Annotated in this window: 13 protein-coding genes; all 13 read right to left on the bottom strand. The window is 41.7% G+C overall.

Features of this window, described 5'->3' with window-relative positions; genetic code table 11:
- Nucleotides 1-197: 197 nt before the first annotated feature.
- A complete protein-coding gene (gene tilS / locus C9J42_RS17295; RefSeq protein WP_107302211.1) occupies nucleotides 198-1,514 on the bottom strand; it encodes a tRNA lysidine(34) synthetase TilS in 1,317 nt (438 codons plus the stop codon).
- Between the two features lie 104 nt (nucleotides 1,515-1,618).
- Nucleotides 1,619-2,578 (bottom strand): acetyl-CoA carboxylase carboxyl transferase subunit alpha, encoded by a 960-nt coding sequence (gene accA / locus C9J42_RS17290; protein WP_006647122.1) that lies wholly within the window; start codon nucleotides 2,576-2,578, stop codon nucleotides 1,619-1,621.
- A 70-nt stretch (nucleotides 2,579-2,648) separates the two neighbouring features.
- Complete coding sequence (gene dnaE, locus C9J42_RS17285; RefSeq protein WP_107207713.1) at nucleotides 2,649-6,128, bottom strand: DNA polymerase III subunit alpha; 3,480 nt, start codon at nucleotides 6,126-6,128, stop codon at nucleotides 2,649-2,651.
- A gap of 128 nt (nucleotides 6,129-6,256) precedes the next feature.
- Nucleotides 6,257-6,868, bottom strand: coding sequence for a ribonuclease HII (gene rnhB / locus C9J42_RS17280; RefSeq protein WP_107302210.1), 612 nt, complete (start codon nucleotides 6,866-6,868; stop codon nucleotides 6,257-6,259).
- A 1-nt stretch (nucleotide 6,869) separates the two neighbouring features.
- Nucleotides 6,870-8,012, bottom strand: a complete 1,143-nt coding sequence (gene lpxB / locus C9J42_RS17275) for a lipid-A-disaccharide synthase (RefSeq protein WP_107294792.1) — start codon at nucleotides 8,010-8,012, stop codon at nucleotides 6,870-6,872.
- On the bottom strand, nucleotides 8,012-8,800 hold the full coding sequence (lpxA, locus tag C9J42_RS17270; RefSeq protein WP_107207715.1) for an acyl-ACP--UDP-N-acetylglucosamine O-acyltransferase: 789 nt from the start codon (nucleotides 8,798-8,800) through the stop codon (nucleotides 8,012-8,014). Before lpxA ends, lpxB begins: the two co-directional genes overlap by 1 nt.
- Entirely contained in the window at nucleotides 8,797-9,252 is a 456-nt protein-coding gene (gene fabZ, locus C9J42_RS17265) for a 3-hydroxyacyl-ACP dehydratase FabZ (protein WP_005371673.1), read from the bottom strand. Before fabZ ends, lpxA begins: the two co-directional genes overlap by 4 nt.
- A gap of 93 nt (nucleotides 9,253-9,345) precedes the next feature.
- On the bottom strand, nucleotides 9,346-10,374 hold the full coding sequence (gene lpxD, locus C9J42_RS17260; protein ID WP_107207716.1) for a UDP-3-O-(3-hydroxymyristoyl)glucosamine N-acyltransferase: 1,029 nt from the start codon (nucleotides 10,372-10,374) through the stop codon (nucleotides 9,346-9,348).
- Nucleotides 10,375-10,487: 113 nt separating this feature from the next.
- Nucleotides 10,488-10,997, bottom strand: a complete 510-nt coding sequence (locus tag C9J42_RS17255) for an OmpH family outer membrane protein (protein ID WP_107207717.1) — start codon at nucleotides 10,995-10,997, stop codon at nucleotides 10,488-10,490.
- A 17-nt stretch (nucleotides 10,998-11,014) separates the two neighbouring features.
- Nucleotides 11,015-13,441, bottom strand: coding sequence for an outer membrane protein assembly factor BamA (bamA, locus tag C9J42_RS17250; RefSeq protein ID WP_107207718.1), 2,427 nt, complete (start codon nucleotides 13,439-13,441; stop codon nucleotides 11,015-11,017).
- Nucleotides 13,442-13,476: 35 nt separating this feature from the next.
- Nucleotides 13,477-14,832 (bottom strand): sigma E protease regulator RseP, encoded by a 1,356-nt coding sequence (gene rseP / locus C9J42_RS17245; RefSeq protein ID WP_107207719.1) that lies wholly within the window; start codon nucleotides 14,830-14,832, stop codon nucleotides 13,477-13,479.
- Entirely contained in the window at nucleotides 14,829-16,025 is a 1,197-nt protein-coding gene (ispC, locus tag C9J42_RS17240; RefSeq protein ID WP_107207720.1) for a 1-deoxy-D-xylulose-5-phosphate reductoisomerase, read from the bottom strand. Before ispC ends, rseP begins: the two co-directional genes overlap by 4 nt.
- 58 nt (nucleotides 16,026-16,083) lie before the next feature.
- Nucleotides 16,084-16,932: a phosphatidate cytidylyltransferase gene (locus C9J42_RS17235; RefSeq protein WP_107207721.1), complete on the bottom strand. Its 849-nt coding sequence runs from the start codon at nucleotides 16,930-16,932 to the stop codon at nucleotides 16,084-16,086.
- Nucleotides 16,933-17,028 lie beyond the last annotated feature (96 nt).

Below are 17,028 nucleotides of genomic sequence, written 5' to 3'. Positions count from 1 at the left end.
ATCGCAATAAAAAGTTACTAAGCAGGCTAAAAAAACAACATAATAAAAATTAGCTATATATCCTTCTTCACAAAACATGATTTAAAAGCATAAAAAACACCGTAATAAATAATATATTACGGTGCAAAGTAAATAATATTTCGATGAAAGATAGGGTGCTTGAACTTACTAGGAAAATAATGCCCTATTTGTCTTTTTTAAGAATTAAGAGCAATCGTAATATCATGACCAGAAAACTCAGAGACGACAAAATACCCCGCTACAGCAGCAAGTTTATCGCCATAAAAGATAAGAGGCGTACGGCTGCGTAACCAACTTGGCACATTATATTCTTGATAAAGTTTTTTTAATTTTCTGCTGCCACATCGCCCTACAGGTTTTATAGCATCACCTTGATAGTGAAAGCGCACGGTTATAGACTCATCAGATTTAGGCTGTCTTAATAAAGGATAATCACCCTCTTGGCTTAAAACCAGCGTCCCTAAGTTTTGCGGTAGCTGGCAAGGAGAATCTAAATCAATATTGTTTTTCCACTGGCTAATATCATCCCACTGCCGCAGTAAATATAACTTCTTTTGATAGCGACGCACTTCAACATTTGCCCAACACAGTTTAGGATTCGCATCTTCTTTTGCCTGAACTACGTTAAACCAAATCTGTTCAAGCTGTGCTAACGATGGCATTAAGACTGATTGTTTTTTTAACCATTGACGAATTAACGCCATACCGACACGTTGAGTCACATCAGAAGCAAGCAGTAAGCTACCATCAGCTTGGATCGCTTGAGCAAGTTGGGTGGCTAATAACTCAGCTAGTAATGCTTCTTGCTCACCGCACAATGCGCTACTTCGTGCGACTGATTTATGAATACTTGGCCAACGTTCAACTAGACGAGGCGTTATTTGGTGGCGAATAAAATTGCGATCATAACGCTCATCTTGGTTGCTTTCATCTTCAACCCAAGAGAGTTTGTGCTTCAATCCGTATTGCTCAATATCAGCACGAGTAATATTGAGTAATGGTCTTAAATGCATCCCTTTAGCAAAAGGGAGTATCATCGGCATCGCTGCTAATCCAGCAGGGCCACTCCCGCGCTTTAATGCCAATAGAAAAGTTTCAATCTGATCGTCACTGTGTTGAGCAGTTAATAGCATGTCCCCGATGTTGACGTGTTGCGCTAAAATGTTATACCGCGCTTCTCGTGCAGCTTGCTCAAGGCTAATTCGGTTTCCTGTTAGCACTTTTACACGTTCAACATCACAACTAATGCCGGCACTTTTAGCCCAAACCACACACTTATCAGCCCATATATCAGCATTCGTGCTTAATCCATGATGTACATAAACGGCATGACAGCTATATTCTGGATTTTGTGTAATAAATCGCGCCATTAAATCAAGCAATACACGAGAATCGAGCCCACCACTAAAGGCAAGAACAAACCGTTTACTTGCAGGGAGATGAGTCAATAATTGACGACAAAAAGCAGAATACAACATAAGATCTTTCAACATTAAGAGAAAACTATAGTCTATCGCAGCCTATCAAAGCACTAAATGGGAAAAACAAAAAAGGCCAGCTTAATTGCTGACCTTTTACTAAACGTTACACCAACTTTTTAGCAGTAACCATAACTCATTAGACGCTGATAACGACGTTCAAGTAACGTCTCAGTATCTAATTCATCCAGTTCAGCCAATGTTGCCTTAAGTTGTGCTTTTAATGTATTTGCCATTAGTAAAACATTACGGTGAGCGCCACCCAGTGGCTCTTCAATGATGTTATCAATCAGCTCCAACTCTTTTAAGCGAGGAGCTGTCATACCCATTGCTTCAGCCGCTTGCGGTGCTTTGTCTGAATCACGCCATAAGATTGATGCACAACCTTCAGGTGAAATAACAGAGTAGGTTGAGTATTGCAGCATATTAACGCAATCACCCACACCGATCGCTAATGCGCCGCCAGAGCCGCCTTCACCCACCACATTACAGATAACAGGCACTTTCAAGCCAGACATAACTTTTAGGTTCATCGCGATAGCTTCTGATTGACCACGCTCTTCAGCGCCGACACCAGGATATGCACCAGCTGTATCAATGAAGGTAATCACAGGCATATTAAAGCGCTCTGCCATTTTCATTAAACGTAATGCTTTACGGTAACCTTCTGGCTTAGGCATGCCAAAGTTACGCTTCACCTTCTCAGTCGTACCACGGCCTTTTTGATGACCAATCACCATAACAGGACGGCCATCAATACGGGCAATACCACCGACTAACGCTTTATCATCAGCAAACGCGCGATCGCCTGCCAATTCATCAAACTCTTCGAACATGTGCTCGACATAATCAAAAGTATATGGGCGCTGAGGATGGCGTGCGAGTTGCGCAACCTGCCATGCACCAAGATCACCAAAGATTTTCTTGGTAAGCTCTAGGCTTTTCTTTTCTAGTTGCTCAATTTCTTTTTCTAGATCAACCGAATTAGACTCATCACGACGAGATACATCACGTAATGCTTCAATTTTTGCTTCTAGCTCTGCAATCGGTTGTTCAAACTCGAGGAAGTTCAGGCTCATACCACTTAAAATCCTTTTGCTTATGATGATGATAGGGACTTAACTACCCTATCATAAACATTAAGCGCATTTAATTAAACTCAAGCTCGACCTGCTTATCACCTAGGAGTGTTTTTAGATCCGATATTAATTGATCGGCTGGCGTTATTCGCCATTCTGTTCCTAAAGTGAGTTTGGCACGGGCATTCGAGCGCTGATAGTACACATTAACAGGCACAGTACCTGCTCTGTGTGGTTCCAACACTTGGCTGAAACGGGCAAAAAACTGCTCATCAATCTGCTGTTCTGTTACAGATATAGCAAGACCACGGAGATGCTTTTCTCTCGCTTCTGATATATCGAGCACTTCACGTGCAGACATTCTAAGGCCACCATTGAAATCATCAAAGCTGACCTGTCCTGATATCACCACAATTTTATCTTTTTCAAGCAGATCAATATAACGATCTAAGGCATCAGAGAATAGCATGACTTCCATTCGACCTGAACGATCATCAAGCGTCATTAAACCAATTCTGGTCCCACGTTTGGTTGTCATTACACGGGCGGCAATAACAAGCCCAGCAACAGACGCTACCTTATCACGTCCTGTTTGCTGCGCATCTTTTAAACGCCATGTGGTGTAATGTTTTAATTCTGAGAGATACGCATTTATAGGGTGACCTGTTAGGTATAAGCCTAATGTTTCACGCTCCCCTTCCAACCAGACTTTATCTGGTGCTTCAGGGATATTAGCATACTTATTCTCAACTTCTTCAGGGGCGGCCGTTAATACGCCAAACATGTCGGCTTGACCAAAGGCTTCGGCTTGGTGGTGCTGACTCGCGGCTTTTATCGCATCATCTAAAGTTGCCAGCATCGCTGCACGATTAGGCCCTAAACGATCCATCGCACCCGACTTAATCAGTTTCTCTAAGACACGTTTATTGACTTTTTTAGTATCAATACGGGCACAGAAATCAAATAAATCTTTAAAGTGGCCACCTTTTTCACGGGCACTAATAATATTTTCAATCGGGCCTTCACCGACCCCTTTTACCGCACCGATACCGTAAACAACGGCACCGTCTTCATCAACATTAAAACGATATAGACCTTTATTAACATCCGGCGGCAGCAGCTTTAGCTTCATACGGTGACATTCGTCAACCAAGCTAATGATCTTGTCCGTATTATCCATGTCGGCTGTCATTACCGCAGCCATAAATTCGGCAGGGTAATGTGCTTTTAACCATAAGGTTTGATAAGACACCAATGCATAGGCGGCTGAGTGCGATTTGTTAAATCCGTAACCGGCAAATTTCTCTACCAAGTCAAAGATTTTCATTGATAGCTCGCCATCGACGCCATTTTTTATCGAGCCCTCTTCGAACACCGCTCGCTGTTTCGCCATTTCTTCAGGCTTTTTCTTACCCATCGCACGACGCAGCATATCCGCGCCGCCAAGGGTATAACCCGCCAGCACCTGCGCGATCTGCATTACCTGCTCTTGGTACAAGATAATGCCGTAAGTCGGATCGAGAATTTCTTTTAATGACTCGTGCTGCCATTTTTCATCAGGATAAGACACCGCTTCTCGGCCGTGCTTACGGTCAATAAAGTTATCTACCATGCCTGATTGGAGCGGACCGGGACGAAATAGTGCCACCAGAGCGATCATATCTTCAAAACAGTCGGGTTGAAGACGTTTGATCAGATCTTTCATACCACGGGATTCGAGCTGGAATACCGCGGTTGATTCTGAACGCTGCAACATCGCAAAGGATTTAGGATCATCCATTGGAATCGCTGCGATATTTATAGGCTCTTTGCCTTGTTCAACCAAACGTGGATTAATTAGCGCTAATGCCCAATCAATAATGGTTAATGTACGTAAACCTAAGAAGTCGAATTTAACTAAACCCGCAGTTTCAACATCATTTTTATCAAACTGAGTAACGGGGTTATTACCCTCTGCATCACAATATAAGGGAGCAAAGTCGGTGATGGTTGTTGGCGAGATAACCACACCACCAGCGTGTTTACCTGCGTTACGCGTTACCCCTTCAAGAATGCGACACATATCAATCAAGTCGCGAACTTCTTCATCCGCATCATAGGCTTGACCTAATTGAGGTTCGGCATCAAACGCTTTGGCGAGTGTCATCCCAGGCTCTGCTGGCACTAACTTTGAAATGCGATCAACAAAACCATATGGGTGACCTAGCACACGACCAACATCGCGGATAACCGCTTTGGCTGCCATAGTACCGAACGTAATAATCTGTGATACCGCATCACGACCATACATTTCAGCCACGTGATCGATAACCAAATCACGCTTATCCATACAGAAATCGATATCGAAATCGGGCATGGAAACACGTTCAGGGTTCAAGAATCGCTCGAAAAGTAAGTCAAACTCCAGCGGATCTAGATCGGTGATTTTCAGCGCGTAAGCAACCAATGAGCCCGCACCTGAACCACGGCCTGGGCCTACTGGTACATCGTTATCTTTCGACCACTGAATGAATTCCATTACGATCAAGAAGTAACCAGGGAATCCCATTTGGTTAACAACTTTTAATTCGATATCTAAACGCTCATCATATTCAGGACGACGAGCAGCACGCACTTCTGGATCGGGAAATAAAAATTCTAAACGTTCTTCGAGTCCTTCTTTGGATTTAACAATCAAGAAGTCCTCAATTGTCATATCACCCGTTGGAAAATTAGGTAAGAAATACTCACCTAATCGAACGGTTACGTTACAACGCTTTGCGATTTCAACTGAGTTTTGTAGTGCTTCTGGGATATCAGCAAATAACTCGCACATTTCTTCTTCACTACGAAGATACTGCTGTGCGCTATAAAGTTTCGGACGGTTGGGATCGACAAGGGTATAGCCATCATGAATAGCAACGCGAATTTCATGTGCGTCAAACTGATCGGCAGTGAGTAAACGAACATCATTGGTAGCGACAACAGGTAAATCGGCTTTTTCTGCCAGCTCAATCGCAAAGTGAAGGTAGGCTTCTTCATCAGCACGCCCTGTACGTACTAATTCCAAATAATAACTATCTGGGAAATGGGTTTGATAAAAAGCAACCAAGCTATCAACCATGTTCTGGTTGCCTTTTAATAAAGCTTTACCCACGTCACCATTTTTACCACCGGATAGGATAATAAGCCCTTCACGGTGATTCACGAGCCACTCTTTATCAATAACAGGCTGATGCTGTACATGACCTCGTTGGTAGGCTTCAGAAATCAATAACGTAAGATTTTTATAACCTTCATTATTGGCAGCAAGAATGGTGAGTTCAAATAGTTCATCGCCCATCTCTGCTGACTGTACTTTGAAATCAGCACCGATAATTGGCTTTATTCCGGCATCATGAGCAGCAAAGTAAAACTTCACTAAACCACATAGGTTAGTAAAGTCTGTCATTGCGAGTGCAGGCATACCAAGTTCTGATGCCTTTTTAACGATTGGCTTTACTTTCGCCAAACCGTCAATCATCGAATAATCACTATGAACACGAAGGTGGATAAAACGTGGTTCTGCCATGACAACCTAATTTATTACGTAACTTAATTATGAAAATTATACCTGAAACAAGGTATGAGAGGTATTGAGCAAACAAAAAAATGGCATAGCGAATAGCTATGCCATTAGTCTGTAAAAAGAAAAATCGTTTAGTCTAAACCCAATACTCGCTTTACGGGTTTAAAGCTCTTACGATGCTGATCTATTGCGCCGTATTGCTCTAATGCTTCAAAGTGTGCTTTGGTTGGATAACCTTTATGTTTAGCAAAACCGTACTGCGGAAACTCAGCATCTAATATTTCCATTTCACGATCACGGGTCACTTTAGCAAGAATGGACGCGGCACTGATCTCTGCAACACGTAAATCCCCTTTCACCACAGCCTGTGCCGCCATCGGTAATTCAGGTACTTTGTTACCATCAATAAGTACGTAATCTGGCTGTACACTTAAGCCTGCTACTGCGCGCTGCATCGCAACCATCGTTGCTTGCAAGATATTCAACTTATCAATTTCGTCCGCTTCACAACGACCTAATGACCAAGACAACGCTTTTTCTTTGATTTCATCAAACAACAAATTGCGTTTTTTTTCGGTCAATTTTTTAGAATCCGTTAAACCTTCAATGGGATTATTCGGATCTAAAATCACAGCCGCAGTCACCACTGCGCCAACTAATGGCCCACGACCGACTTCATCCACCCCAGCAATACAATTTGCTTGCGGGTAAACAAAAGGTTCAAACTCTTTTTTCTCAGCCATTTTACGCTCTATCAATCAAGGCAAGGACGGCATTTGCTGCTTGCTCATCAGCATTACAACGAATGGTTTTATGCATCTGCTCAAATTTCAACATCAGCTCAGAAGTGTCACCATATAGCATTTTATCCACTTCATGATAGAGCTTCTCTGGCGTGCAATCTTCTTGTAAAAGCTCGGTGACCAACTCTTCATCTGCGAGAATATTTGGCAATGAAACATACTTAGTTTTAAGCATTTTCTTAGCCAGCCACGCCGTTAATGGTTTCACTTTATAGCCCACCACCATCGGACGCTTCACTAACATACATTCTAATGCAACTGTACCCGATGCGAGCAATACAGCATCTGAAGCAATCATTACATTACGAGCAGTATCATCCACCAGCACGAAATCAAGATCCGGTGCCGTTTGTTGCCACGCTTGCTCAAATTGTGCTCGACGTTTTTGATTAACCAGTGCAACGACAAAACCTAAATCAGGATGTTTAGCCTTAAGCTTTTTACACGTTTCGATAAACGGTGGCGCGAGCATTTCCATTTCGCTACCTCGGCTACCGGGTAATACCGCAAGCCATCGTTTATCAGGATCTAGGCCTAATAATCTTTGTGCAGCACCTTGGTCGGTTTGCAATGGAATAGCATCTGCCATGGTGTGCCCGACGAACTCACAAGGCACATTAAACTTATCGTAAAACGCTTTTTCGAATGGCAAGAAAGCAAGCACAAGGTTGGTGGCAGCTTCGATTTTAAAGATACGCTTTTGGCGCCATGCCCATACCGATGGGCTGACATAATGCACGGTTTTAATACCGCTTTCTTTTAAATCTTTTTCTAGGCGTAAGTTAAAATCAGGGGCATCTATACCAACAAAAACGTCTGGCGGGTTATCGCTAAAGTATTTAACAAGCTCTGCTTTGACCTTAAATAAGCGAGGTAAGCGACCTAATACTTCAACAATCCCCATCACCGCGAGCTCTTCCATATCAAACAGCGCTTCACAGCCTTCTGCCTGCATACGAGGACCTGCAACACCAACAAATTCAGCATCTGGGTATTTGGCTTTAACAGCTTTAATAAAACCTGCACCTAAAATATCGCCGGAGATTTCTCCGGCGACAATTCCTATTCGAAGTGGCTTCGTCATTAGCGAATAATACCGCGTGTCGAGTTTTCAAATAGTTTCAGGAATAAGCCAATTGAAGGATAATCTTTACTCATTTCTTCAAGTACAGGTTTTACTTCAGCTAGCGTTTTACCTGAACGGTAAATTTCTTTATATGCACGACGAATAGCATGTAATTCTGGTTTTTCAAAACCACGACGCTTTAAGCCTTCGATATTAATACCGAACGGTTTCGCGTGGTTACCTTGCGCCATTACAAATGGTGGCACATCTTGAACAACAATAGAGCCGCCGCCGATAAAACTATGTGCGCCGACAGTACAGAATTGGTGTACTGGCGATAGTGCAGAAATAATCGCGTAATCTTCAACTGTTACGTGACCTGCTAATGTCGCGTTATTGCCCATGATAATGTTATCGCCCACAACACAATCATGCGCAATATGTACATTGACACAGAAAAGGTTATCACTACCTACGATAGTCACACCTTTATCTTGTACTGTACCGCGATGCATTTGAACACTTTCACGGATCACATTGCGATCACCAATCACAAGACGTGTTGCTTCGCCTTGATATTTCTTATCTTGGCACTCTTCACCGATCACGGCGAATGGGAATATACGGTTGTCTTTACCGATCACCGTTGGACCTTTAATCACAACGTGTGACATCACTTCAGTGCCTTCACCAATTTCAACATCAGTGGCAATATAAGTGAAGGGACCAACTTTGACATTAGCGCCAATCTTTACACCGTCTTCAATCACTGCTGACGGATGAATTTGTGCGGTTTCATGGATCATGAGAATACTCGTCGTGCACATTTAAGTTCAGCTGAACATACCACTTCGCCGTCAACTGTTGCTACGCCATTAAATAGCGCAATACCGCGACGCTCTTTGATAAATTCAACATCTAAAATAAGCTGATCACCAGGACCTACAGGCTTACGAAACTTTGCTTTATCGATACTTGCAAAGTAGTACAGTTCATTTTCAGCAGGTGCACCAAAGGTTTTAAATGCAAGTAGACCTGTTGCTTGTGCCATCGCTTCTAAAATCATTACACCTGGAAATACCGGCATATTAGGGAAATGACCAGTAAATTGAGGCTCATTGACAGAAACATTTTTGATTGCTGTTAACGTTTTGCCTTCATCATAATTAGTAACACGGTCAATCATTAAGAAAGGATAACGATGAGGAAGCAGTTCCTGAATTTCTGTGATGTTTAGCGTCTTATTTTCGCTGGTCAAAACTAAATACCTGTATTAGAAAGAATAAAATAATATTCAATATCAATGCAAAACGGCCTACACAAGGTAGGCACATCAATTAAACGTAAAAACTTACTTACCTTTCGCTGCGAGTTCTTTTTCAACAGCTTTTAAACGTTTGTTCATATCATCAATACGATGAACACGCGTTGCAGTTTTACGCCATTCGCGGTTTGTTTGTAATGGAATACCTGAAGAGTACATGCCTTTTTCTTCAATACTTCGCATTACCATGCCCATACCAGTGATGGTTACACCATCAGCAATGTTGATATGGCCATTTAATACTGATGCACCACCAATAATACAATATTTACCAATTTTGGTGCTACCAGCGATAATTGTACCACCCGCCATCGCTGTACCATATCCGATCTGCACGTTATGGGCGATTTGCATTTGGTTATCAATGATCACATTGTCTTCAATAATGGTGTCATCGAGTGCACCACGGTCAATCGTCGTACATGAACCAATTTCAACACGATTACCAATACGCACAGAGCCCAATTGAGGGATTTTTACCCACTCACCTTTATCATTAGCGTAACCGAAGCCATCAGCACCAATAACCGTGCTTGATTGCACTAAACAATCGCTACCTAACTTTACATTGTGGTAGATAGTGACATTGGCCCATAATTTAGTGTTATCACCAATGACCACATTTTTACCGATAAAACAACCTGCACCAATTTGCACGTTATTACCTAAGGTAACACCCGCTTCAATCACTGCGTTATGGCCAATAGCAACGTTATGACCAAGCGTAGCCGTTGGATCTACAAATGCAGATGCCGCTATCTCGGTTGCTGCTGCTGGCGTTGTATCTAATAGTTGTGCAACTAATGCGTAGCTTAAGTAAGGATCTTTTACAACCAGTGCATTACCTTGGAAGAATTCGACATCCGCTTCTCGTAGCATTACTGCATCAGCCTTGCAATCAGTAAGTTGCTTACGGTATTTGCTATCAGAAAGGAACGTTATTTGACCTTCCACTGCCTTGCTCATCCCAGCAATAGAATGAATTTCCACCGAGCCGTCGCCTTGAAGCTCTGCACCTAATTTTTCAGCTAGTTTAGCAAGTGTGATTGCAGCCATATTTACCTTATACCTATTGTAACAACAGCCACAAAAGTGGCTGTTAGATACACTAAAAACTGGTATATCGTGAAAATAACGATATACCAATCATTATTGCTTCATATTACTGATTATTTTACCGCAGCAATCACTTTAGAAGAAAGATCATCTTTCTTATTTGCGAATAAAACAGCTTGTGCATCTAGCACGATGTTATAACCGTTTTTCTCTGCTACTGTATCAATCGCTGTACGGATTTTCTTAACAAGCTTCTGCTCTTCTTCCATACCACGACGGCGTTGATCTTCAGCAAGTGCTTGTGCTTTTAGTTTGTAATCAGAATCAAGTTGAGCAAGCTCACGTTGAAGCTTTTGACGTTGATCTGAACTCATTAGTTCACCATCACGCTTCAATTTATCAATCTTGGTCTTCATCTTAGTTTCGATAGAACGTAGAGCCGCAACACGACCACTGAATTCTTTCTTTAACTTCTCTTGAACCTTGTAACGCTGAGCTAACTCAGACATTGCTTGACCAGTAGATACGTAACCAATTTTTTGAGCAGCTTCCGCTGCATTTGCGTACATAGACGAAGATAGAATTACCAAGCCAAGACTTGCTGCTTTAATCCATTGTTTCAAAAGTTCTCTCCTCAAAATTAGAATGTCTGACCAATAGTGAATGTGAAGAATTCCTCATCATCCCCTTCATATTTCTTGATTGGTTTCGCAATCGAGAATACAAGTGGACCCATTGGCGACATCCACTGTAAAGCTGCACCGGCAGAAGCGCGGATCATACCTGGATCTGAGTAATTTGCCAGTTTTTGACCATCGCTGCTCTTATAATTCAGGTTATATTCTGTATCCCAAACAGAACCAGCATCAACAAAGAAACTGGTACGGATTTGGTTTTTCAACTCACCAGAAGCAAATGGCGTTGGAACAATTAGCTCCATACTTGCAAGCGCAATGGCATTACCACCTGCTGCATCATCAGTACCTGTCGCACAGTTGTTATTACCTTGACCATTAACGCCACAACCACCAACAAATACCGCTTTTGGACCTACAGTATTTGAACGGAAACCACGAATTGAACTAAAGCCACCGGCATAGAAGTTTTCATAGAATGGCATTAGCTGATCGCTACCATTATCCGTTTTACCGTAGCCATTACCGTAACCCAACTTACCACGTAGTAATAAGCTAAAGTCTTGGCTCTCTGTTAATGGTATGTATTGACGAACGTTGTACTGCGCTTTGAAGTACTGTGAGTCAGAACCAGGAATTGTCATCTTAAATGAGAAGTCTTGGCGGTTACCAGAGGTTGGGAAGTAACCTCGGTTTAAGTTGTTGCGTGTCCAGCCAAATGTCCAACTAAAATCATCAAGGGTGATCGCACTATCGCTATCGAGATCAAAGCCATGAATCTTTTTAAACTGCTGAATTTGGTAATAATCTTGAGTGTTCGAAATCTTATTGTGATCGTAACCCAAACTAAAGTTAAAGTAGTTCAACTCATTAAATGGGAAGCCCCACGTTAAGCTTGTACCGTAGCTTTGGTTGGTGTAATCCGAGATATTGGCATCAGAAGCTTTAAACTCGTTATAGTAAATCTTACCACCCAAGCTTACGTTATTTATCGTGAAGTAAGGATCATTGTACTCAAGACTGATATTTTTCGAATAATCGTTCGTCATCGCATTGATACCAAAACGATTACCCGTACCTAAGAAGTTATCTTGAGTTAAACCGGCTTGGAAACTAATACCTGATTCAGTACCGTAACCAACACCAAAGTTAACACTACCAGAATTGGCTTCTTTCACGTTGTACTTAATGTCAACCTGATCATCAGAACCAGGTACTCGTACCGTTTGTACATCAACATTTTCAAAGAAGCCCGTTCGGTTTAAACGTGCTTTACCTGTTTCAATCTTCTTCGCATTTAACCAAGTACCTTCCATTTGACGCATTTCACGGCGTAAAACTTCATCTTTAGTATTGGTATTACCACGGAACTCGATATTACGAACGTAAATACGTTTGCCTTGTTCAACATTAACAACCAATGATACTTCATTGGTCTTATCATCAAACTCAGGGTATGTCGTTACTTTCGGGTAAGCGTAACCTTCTTCACCAAGCTTACGCTTAATCGCTTCTTCTAGCGATGTAACTGCAGCGCCGTTATATACAGAGCCATTCTTAAATGTTACCAGCTTATCGAACTCAGCAACGCGACCTGCAACATCACCACGGAACTGTACATTCTTAACTTTATATTGATGCCCTTCATGGATTTTAAGAGTGATATACACGCCTTTTTTATCCGGAGAAATAGACACTTGTGTATCATCAAGTCGATATTTCAAATAACCATTATTCAAGTATTGAGAGCGCAGTGTTTCTAAATCACCTTGTAATACTTGTTTCTGATATTTTTCATTCGCCATGAAGTTCCACCAAGGCACATCGTCCTTTAGTTTAAACTTGCTGCGTAATTCGTCATCACTGAAAACATGGTTACCTAAAATGTTAATCTGCTTAATTTTTGCAGACACACCTTCAGTGAAAACAAATTTAATATCAGCACGATTACGAGGCAGAGGCGTAACAACAGCTTCTACCGTTGCGTTGTATTTACCAACACTGTAATAGAAATCCTCTAGCCCTTTTTCAATTTTTCGTAACGTCGTACGATCAAGTGCTTCACCCACTCGCAAACCTGATGCTTCTAAATTTTCTTTTAGCTGCTCAGCTTTGATTGCTTTGTTACCTGAGAAAGTAATATCAGCAATAGTAGGACGCTCTGTTACATCGATCTGAAGCGTATTGCCGTCACGATATACTCGAATATTTTCAAAGTTGCCTGAAGAATAAAGTGATTTTATTAGTTCTGAAATATCCTGTTGATCAACAGTATCTCCAACGCGGACAGGCATTTTTAACAATGCCGCACCTAACGTAACACGCTGAAGTCCTTCAAAACGAATGTTATCAACTACAAATTTATCTTCCGCACTATGCGCAACGCTACTGGTTAAAAGCAGCGATGCGACCAACAGTTTTTTAATCGCCATTACTGTTCTGATTATTCCTTGCTAAAAACGCATTATTAAAGACGGGTAAAATCATTGAATAGCGCAACGGCCATTAACGCAACCAAAACGGCTGATCCCACTCTATAGCCAATATCCTGAATTCGTTCTGACACAGGACGACGGGTTACAGCTTCAATGGCGAAAAACATTAAATGTCCTCCATCCAACACCGGAAGCGGTAACAAATTAACTATACCTAAATTGACACTTATCAGTGCTAAAAATCCAAGAAAGTAGACCAGACCAAAGTCGGCGGTCATTCCTGCACCTTTTGCAATGGATATCGGTCCACTGAGGTTTTTAATTGCAACATCACCTGTAAACAGTTTAGTGACCATATCAAAAGTTAGCGTCACTAATTGCTTAGTTTTTTCTGTTGCTTTAACCGCAGCTTCAATTGGACCAAACTGCAAGTTTACTTTATAAGATTCAGGCCACGGTTCAATCGCAGGTGCTAATCCTACATAGCCAACTTGATTACCATCTGGTTCAACCTTGCTACGAGGAACTAATGATAACATCACTGGTTCATCATCTCGCAACACTTCAACTGAAAGCGGTTGCTCAGGGTGCGTACGCACCGCATCAACAAACTGCTGCCATTCAGTTACAGGTTTTTTATCAATTGCTACAATCTTATCATTTAATTTAAATCCTGCATCTACTGCAGCACTATTATCAACCAATTGCGCGACATTTAACGTAATTTTAGGCCGATAAGGCGTAATACCTAATGTTTTTAGTACTTGCTGAGACTCAGGATCATAAGACCAATGAGATAGATCTAAAGTGCGCGTCACGATGACATTACTGTCAGGCTCTGTCGCTGTGATCACCATGCTCTTATCACCAATATGAGAAACCATTGCCATATTGGCTGATTCCCAATCTGATGTTTCGATTCCTGAAATAGATTTAAGTTCCATTCCAGGTGTAATTCCTGCTTGTGCCGCGATCGATTGTGGAGCCACTTCACCAATAAACGGCTTTAATGCAGGAACCCCAATAAGATACACAACCCAATATGCAAAAATAGCAAAAATAAAGTTAGCAAAAGGACCCGCAGCAACAATTGCACTTCGTTGCCAAAGTTTTTTGTTATTAAACGCCATATGACGCTTTTCTGCAGGCACTTCTTCTACCCGCTCATCAAGCATTTTTACATAGCCGCCCAGCGGGATCATTGCCAATGTATATTCTGTTCCGTCTTTTCCTTTACGACGAAAAAGTGCCTTACCGAAACCAATCGAAAAGCGTTCAACATATACACCACAACGGCGAGCAACCCAAAAGTGACCAAATTCATGGACAGCAATCAATATTCCTAGAGCAACTAAAAAAGCACTTAAATTGCGGATAAATTCAATCATGCAAATTCCTTGGTGATGACATCTGAAGCAAGTTGACGAGCTTGTTTATCTATTTCCATTACCTCTGCAATATTGTGAGGTTCAACAAGCACGGCTATTTCTAGCACTTTTTGGTTCACTTTAGCAATATCTGTGAAGCAAATTTCACCTGCTAAAAATGCCGCAACAGCCATTTCATTAGCAGCATTCAAAGTCGTTGTTGCCGCTTGCCCTTGATAGCACGCATCAATAGCGAGCTTTAAACATGGATAACGATCAAAGTCTGGTTTCATAAAAGTAAATTCACCAATTTGACTAAAATCAAGCGGAGCAACGCCTGCATCGACACGCTCTGGGTATGCCATTGCACAAGCAATCGGCGTACACATATCGGGTAACCCCATTTGTGCAATAACAGAACCATCTTTATATTGCACCATTGAGTGAATAACAGACTGCGGATGAATAATGACATCCATTTGCTCACGACTGGCATTAAATAACCAGCGTGCTTCAATATACTCTAGACCTTTATTCATCATTGTGGCTGAATCCACAGAGATTTTTGGTCCCATTGACCAATTAGGATGAGCAATCGCCATCGCTGGTGTCACATTATCTAACTCTGCAATATCAGTGTATCGAAACGGACCACCAGACCCCGTCAATAGCACTTTACTCACGCCTGATGCTGATAAATCACAACGTCCCATACACTGCTGAATATTGGTCGGCAACGATTGAAAAATTGCATTATGCTCACTATCAACAGGTAATAATTCAGCGCCATACTGTTCACAAGCATCAATGAACATTTGCCCAGTCATCACCAGCGCTTCTTTATTAGCAAGTAAAATACGTTTACCTTTTTTCACTGCAGCCATTGTTGGTAATAAACCCGCTGCGCCAACAATCGCCGCCATTACAGTGTCGGCATCATCAAGTGCTGCGACTTCACAAACACCTTGCTCACCACTAAGCACTGTTGTAGCAATTTCTTGCTGCTTTAATAAGGTCGCCAATTCTGCTGCAGCCTTACTATCAAACATTGCGACAAATTTCGGTTGCCATTGCTGACAAAGCGCAAACATTTTTTCAACATTTGAACCAGCAGCAAGTGCTACTACTTCAAATAGCTCAGGGTTTTTAGCAACGACATTTAAAGTACTGCTACCTATTGAGCCCGTCGCTCCTAGGATCGTTAACTTACGCATAAAATCACTTACATTTACAAAAAAGGCAGCGTAATGGCTGCCTTAGAAAAGAGGTGGCTTACATTAACCAAAGATAAAGTAATGCAAAAACAGGTATTGCTGCGGTTAAGCTATCAATACGATCTAATATGCCACCATGTCCGGGTAATATGTTACCGCTATCTTTAACGCCAGAAGCACGTTTAAACATGCTTTCAACTAAATCACCAAGCACAGAGATGACAACAGTAATAATAGCTATCGATAACAAGCTTGAAATTGAGACAAACGGGATAGAAAGAAGTTGGGCCATTAGCCAAGTAATAATAACAGCTAAAATTACCCCACCGACTAAACCTTCAATCGTTTTATTTGGGCTAACGGCTGGCGCCATTTTATGCTTACCAAAACGCTTACCTGAAAAGTATGCGCCAGTATCTGCAGACCAAACTAAGAAACAAACCAATAGAACAAGTTTAGCACCATGATACGAATCGATGCTGTAATCTACAGCACGTAACATTAAAATACTCCAAAAAAACGGGAGCAGTGTTAACAAGCCAAAAATCTGTTTAACAAAAGAATTAGATGCCCATAACTTATCAGTTTTAGGATATGTAATGGCTAATATAGATGCAATTAGCCACCATATTCCGCCTACTAATAACATGCCATGTAACCCATTACTCATCGCCGAAAGAGACGCTGTATCTACTGGTAATAACACTAGGCTAGCACCTAATGCAATCACAGGTAGAATCATTGCACGGATGCGAGATGATGTATTAATAAACTGTGTCCATTCCCAAAAACCCAATAATGTTATTGCCGCAATGGCTGCCACAAAGGCTGGAAATGGTAAGAAAAAGATCCCCGCAATAACAAGTGGTGCGAGGATTAATGCGGTAATAATTCGTTGCTTTAGCAAACTGCGTCCTCTATATAATTATTGTATAGGCAAAGGCCATATTTACTGTAAATAATAACGCCAACACACATCACTGTGCATTGGCGAAAAGTAATA

The sequence above is a fragment of the Photobacterium sp. GB-56 genome, from assembly GCF_003026105.1.
Taxonomy (GTDB): Bacteria; Pseudomonadota; Gammaproteobacteria; order Enterobacterales; family Vibrionaceae; genus Photobacterium.
This window is presented reverse-complemented; position numbering and strand designations above follow the sequence as displayed.

Excerpts from the sequence above, each read along its gene's own strand:
- rseP (WP_107207719.1), bottom strand. The coding sequence starts at position 14,832 with ATGATTGAATTTATCCGCAATTTAAGTGCTTTTTTAGTTGCTCTAGGA.
- lpxA (WP_107207715.1), bottom strand. The coding sequence starts at position 8,800 with ATGATCCATGAAACCGCACAAATTCATCCGTCAGCAGTGATTGAAGAC.
- lpxB (WP_107294792.1), bottom strand. The coding sequence starts at position 8,012 with ATGACGAAGCCACTTCGAATAGGAATTGTCGCCGGAGAAATCTCCGGC.
- tilS (WP_107302211.1), bottom strand. The coding sequence starts at position 1,514 with ATGTTGAAAGATCTTATGTTGTATTCTGCTTTTTGTCGTCAATTATTG.
- ispC (WP_107207720.1), bottom strand. The coding sequence starts at position 16,025 with ATGCGTAAGTTAACGATCCTAGGAGCGACGGGCTCAATAGGTAGCAGT.
- lpxD (WP_107207716.1), bottom strand. The coding sequence starts at position 10,374 with ATGGCTGCAATCACACTTGCTAAACTAGCTGAAAAATTAGGTGCAGAG.
- dnaE (WP_107207713.1), bottom strand. The coding sequence starts at position 6,128 with ATGGCAGAACCACGTTTTATCCACCTTCGTGTTCATAGTGATTATTCG.
- accA (WP_006647122.1), bottom strand. The coding sequence starts at position 2,578 with ATGAGCCTGAACTTCCTCGAGTTTGAACAACCGATTGCAGAGCTAGAA.
- bamA (WP_107207718.1), bottom strand. The coding sequence starts at position 13,441 with ATGGCGATTAAAAAACTGTTGGTCGCATCGCTGCTTTTAACCAGTAGC.
- rnhB (WP_107302210.1), bottom strand. The coding sequence starts at position 6,868 with ATGGCTGAGAAAAAAGAGTTTGAACCTTTTGTTTACCCGCAAGCAAAT.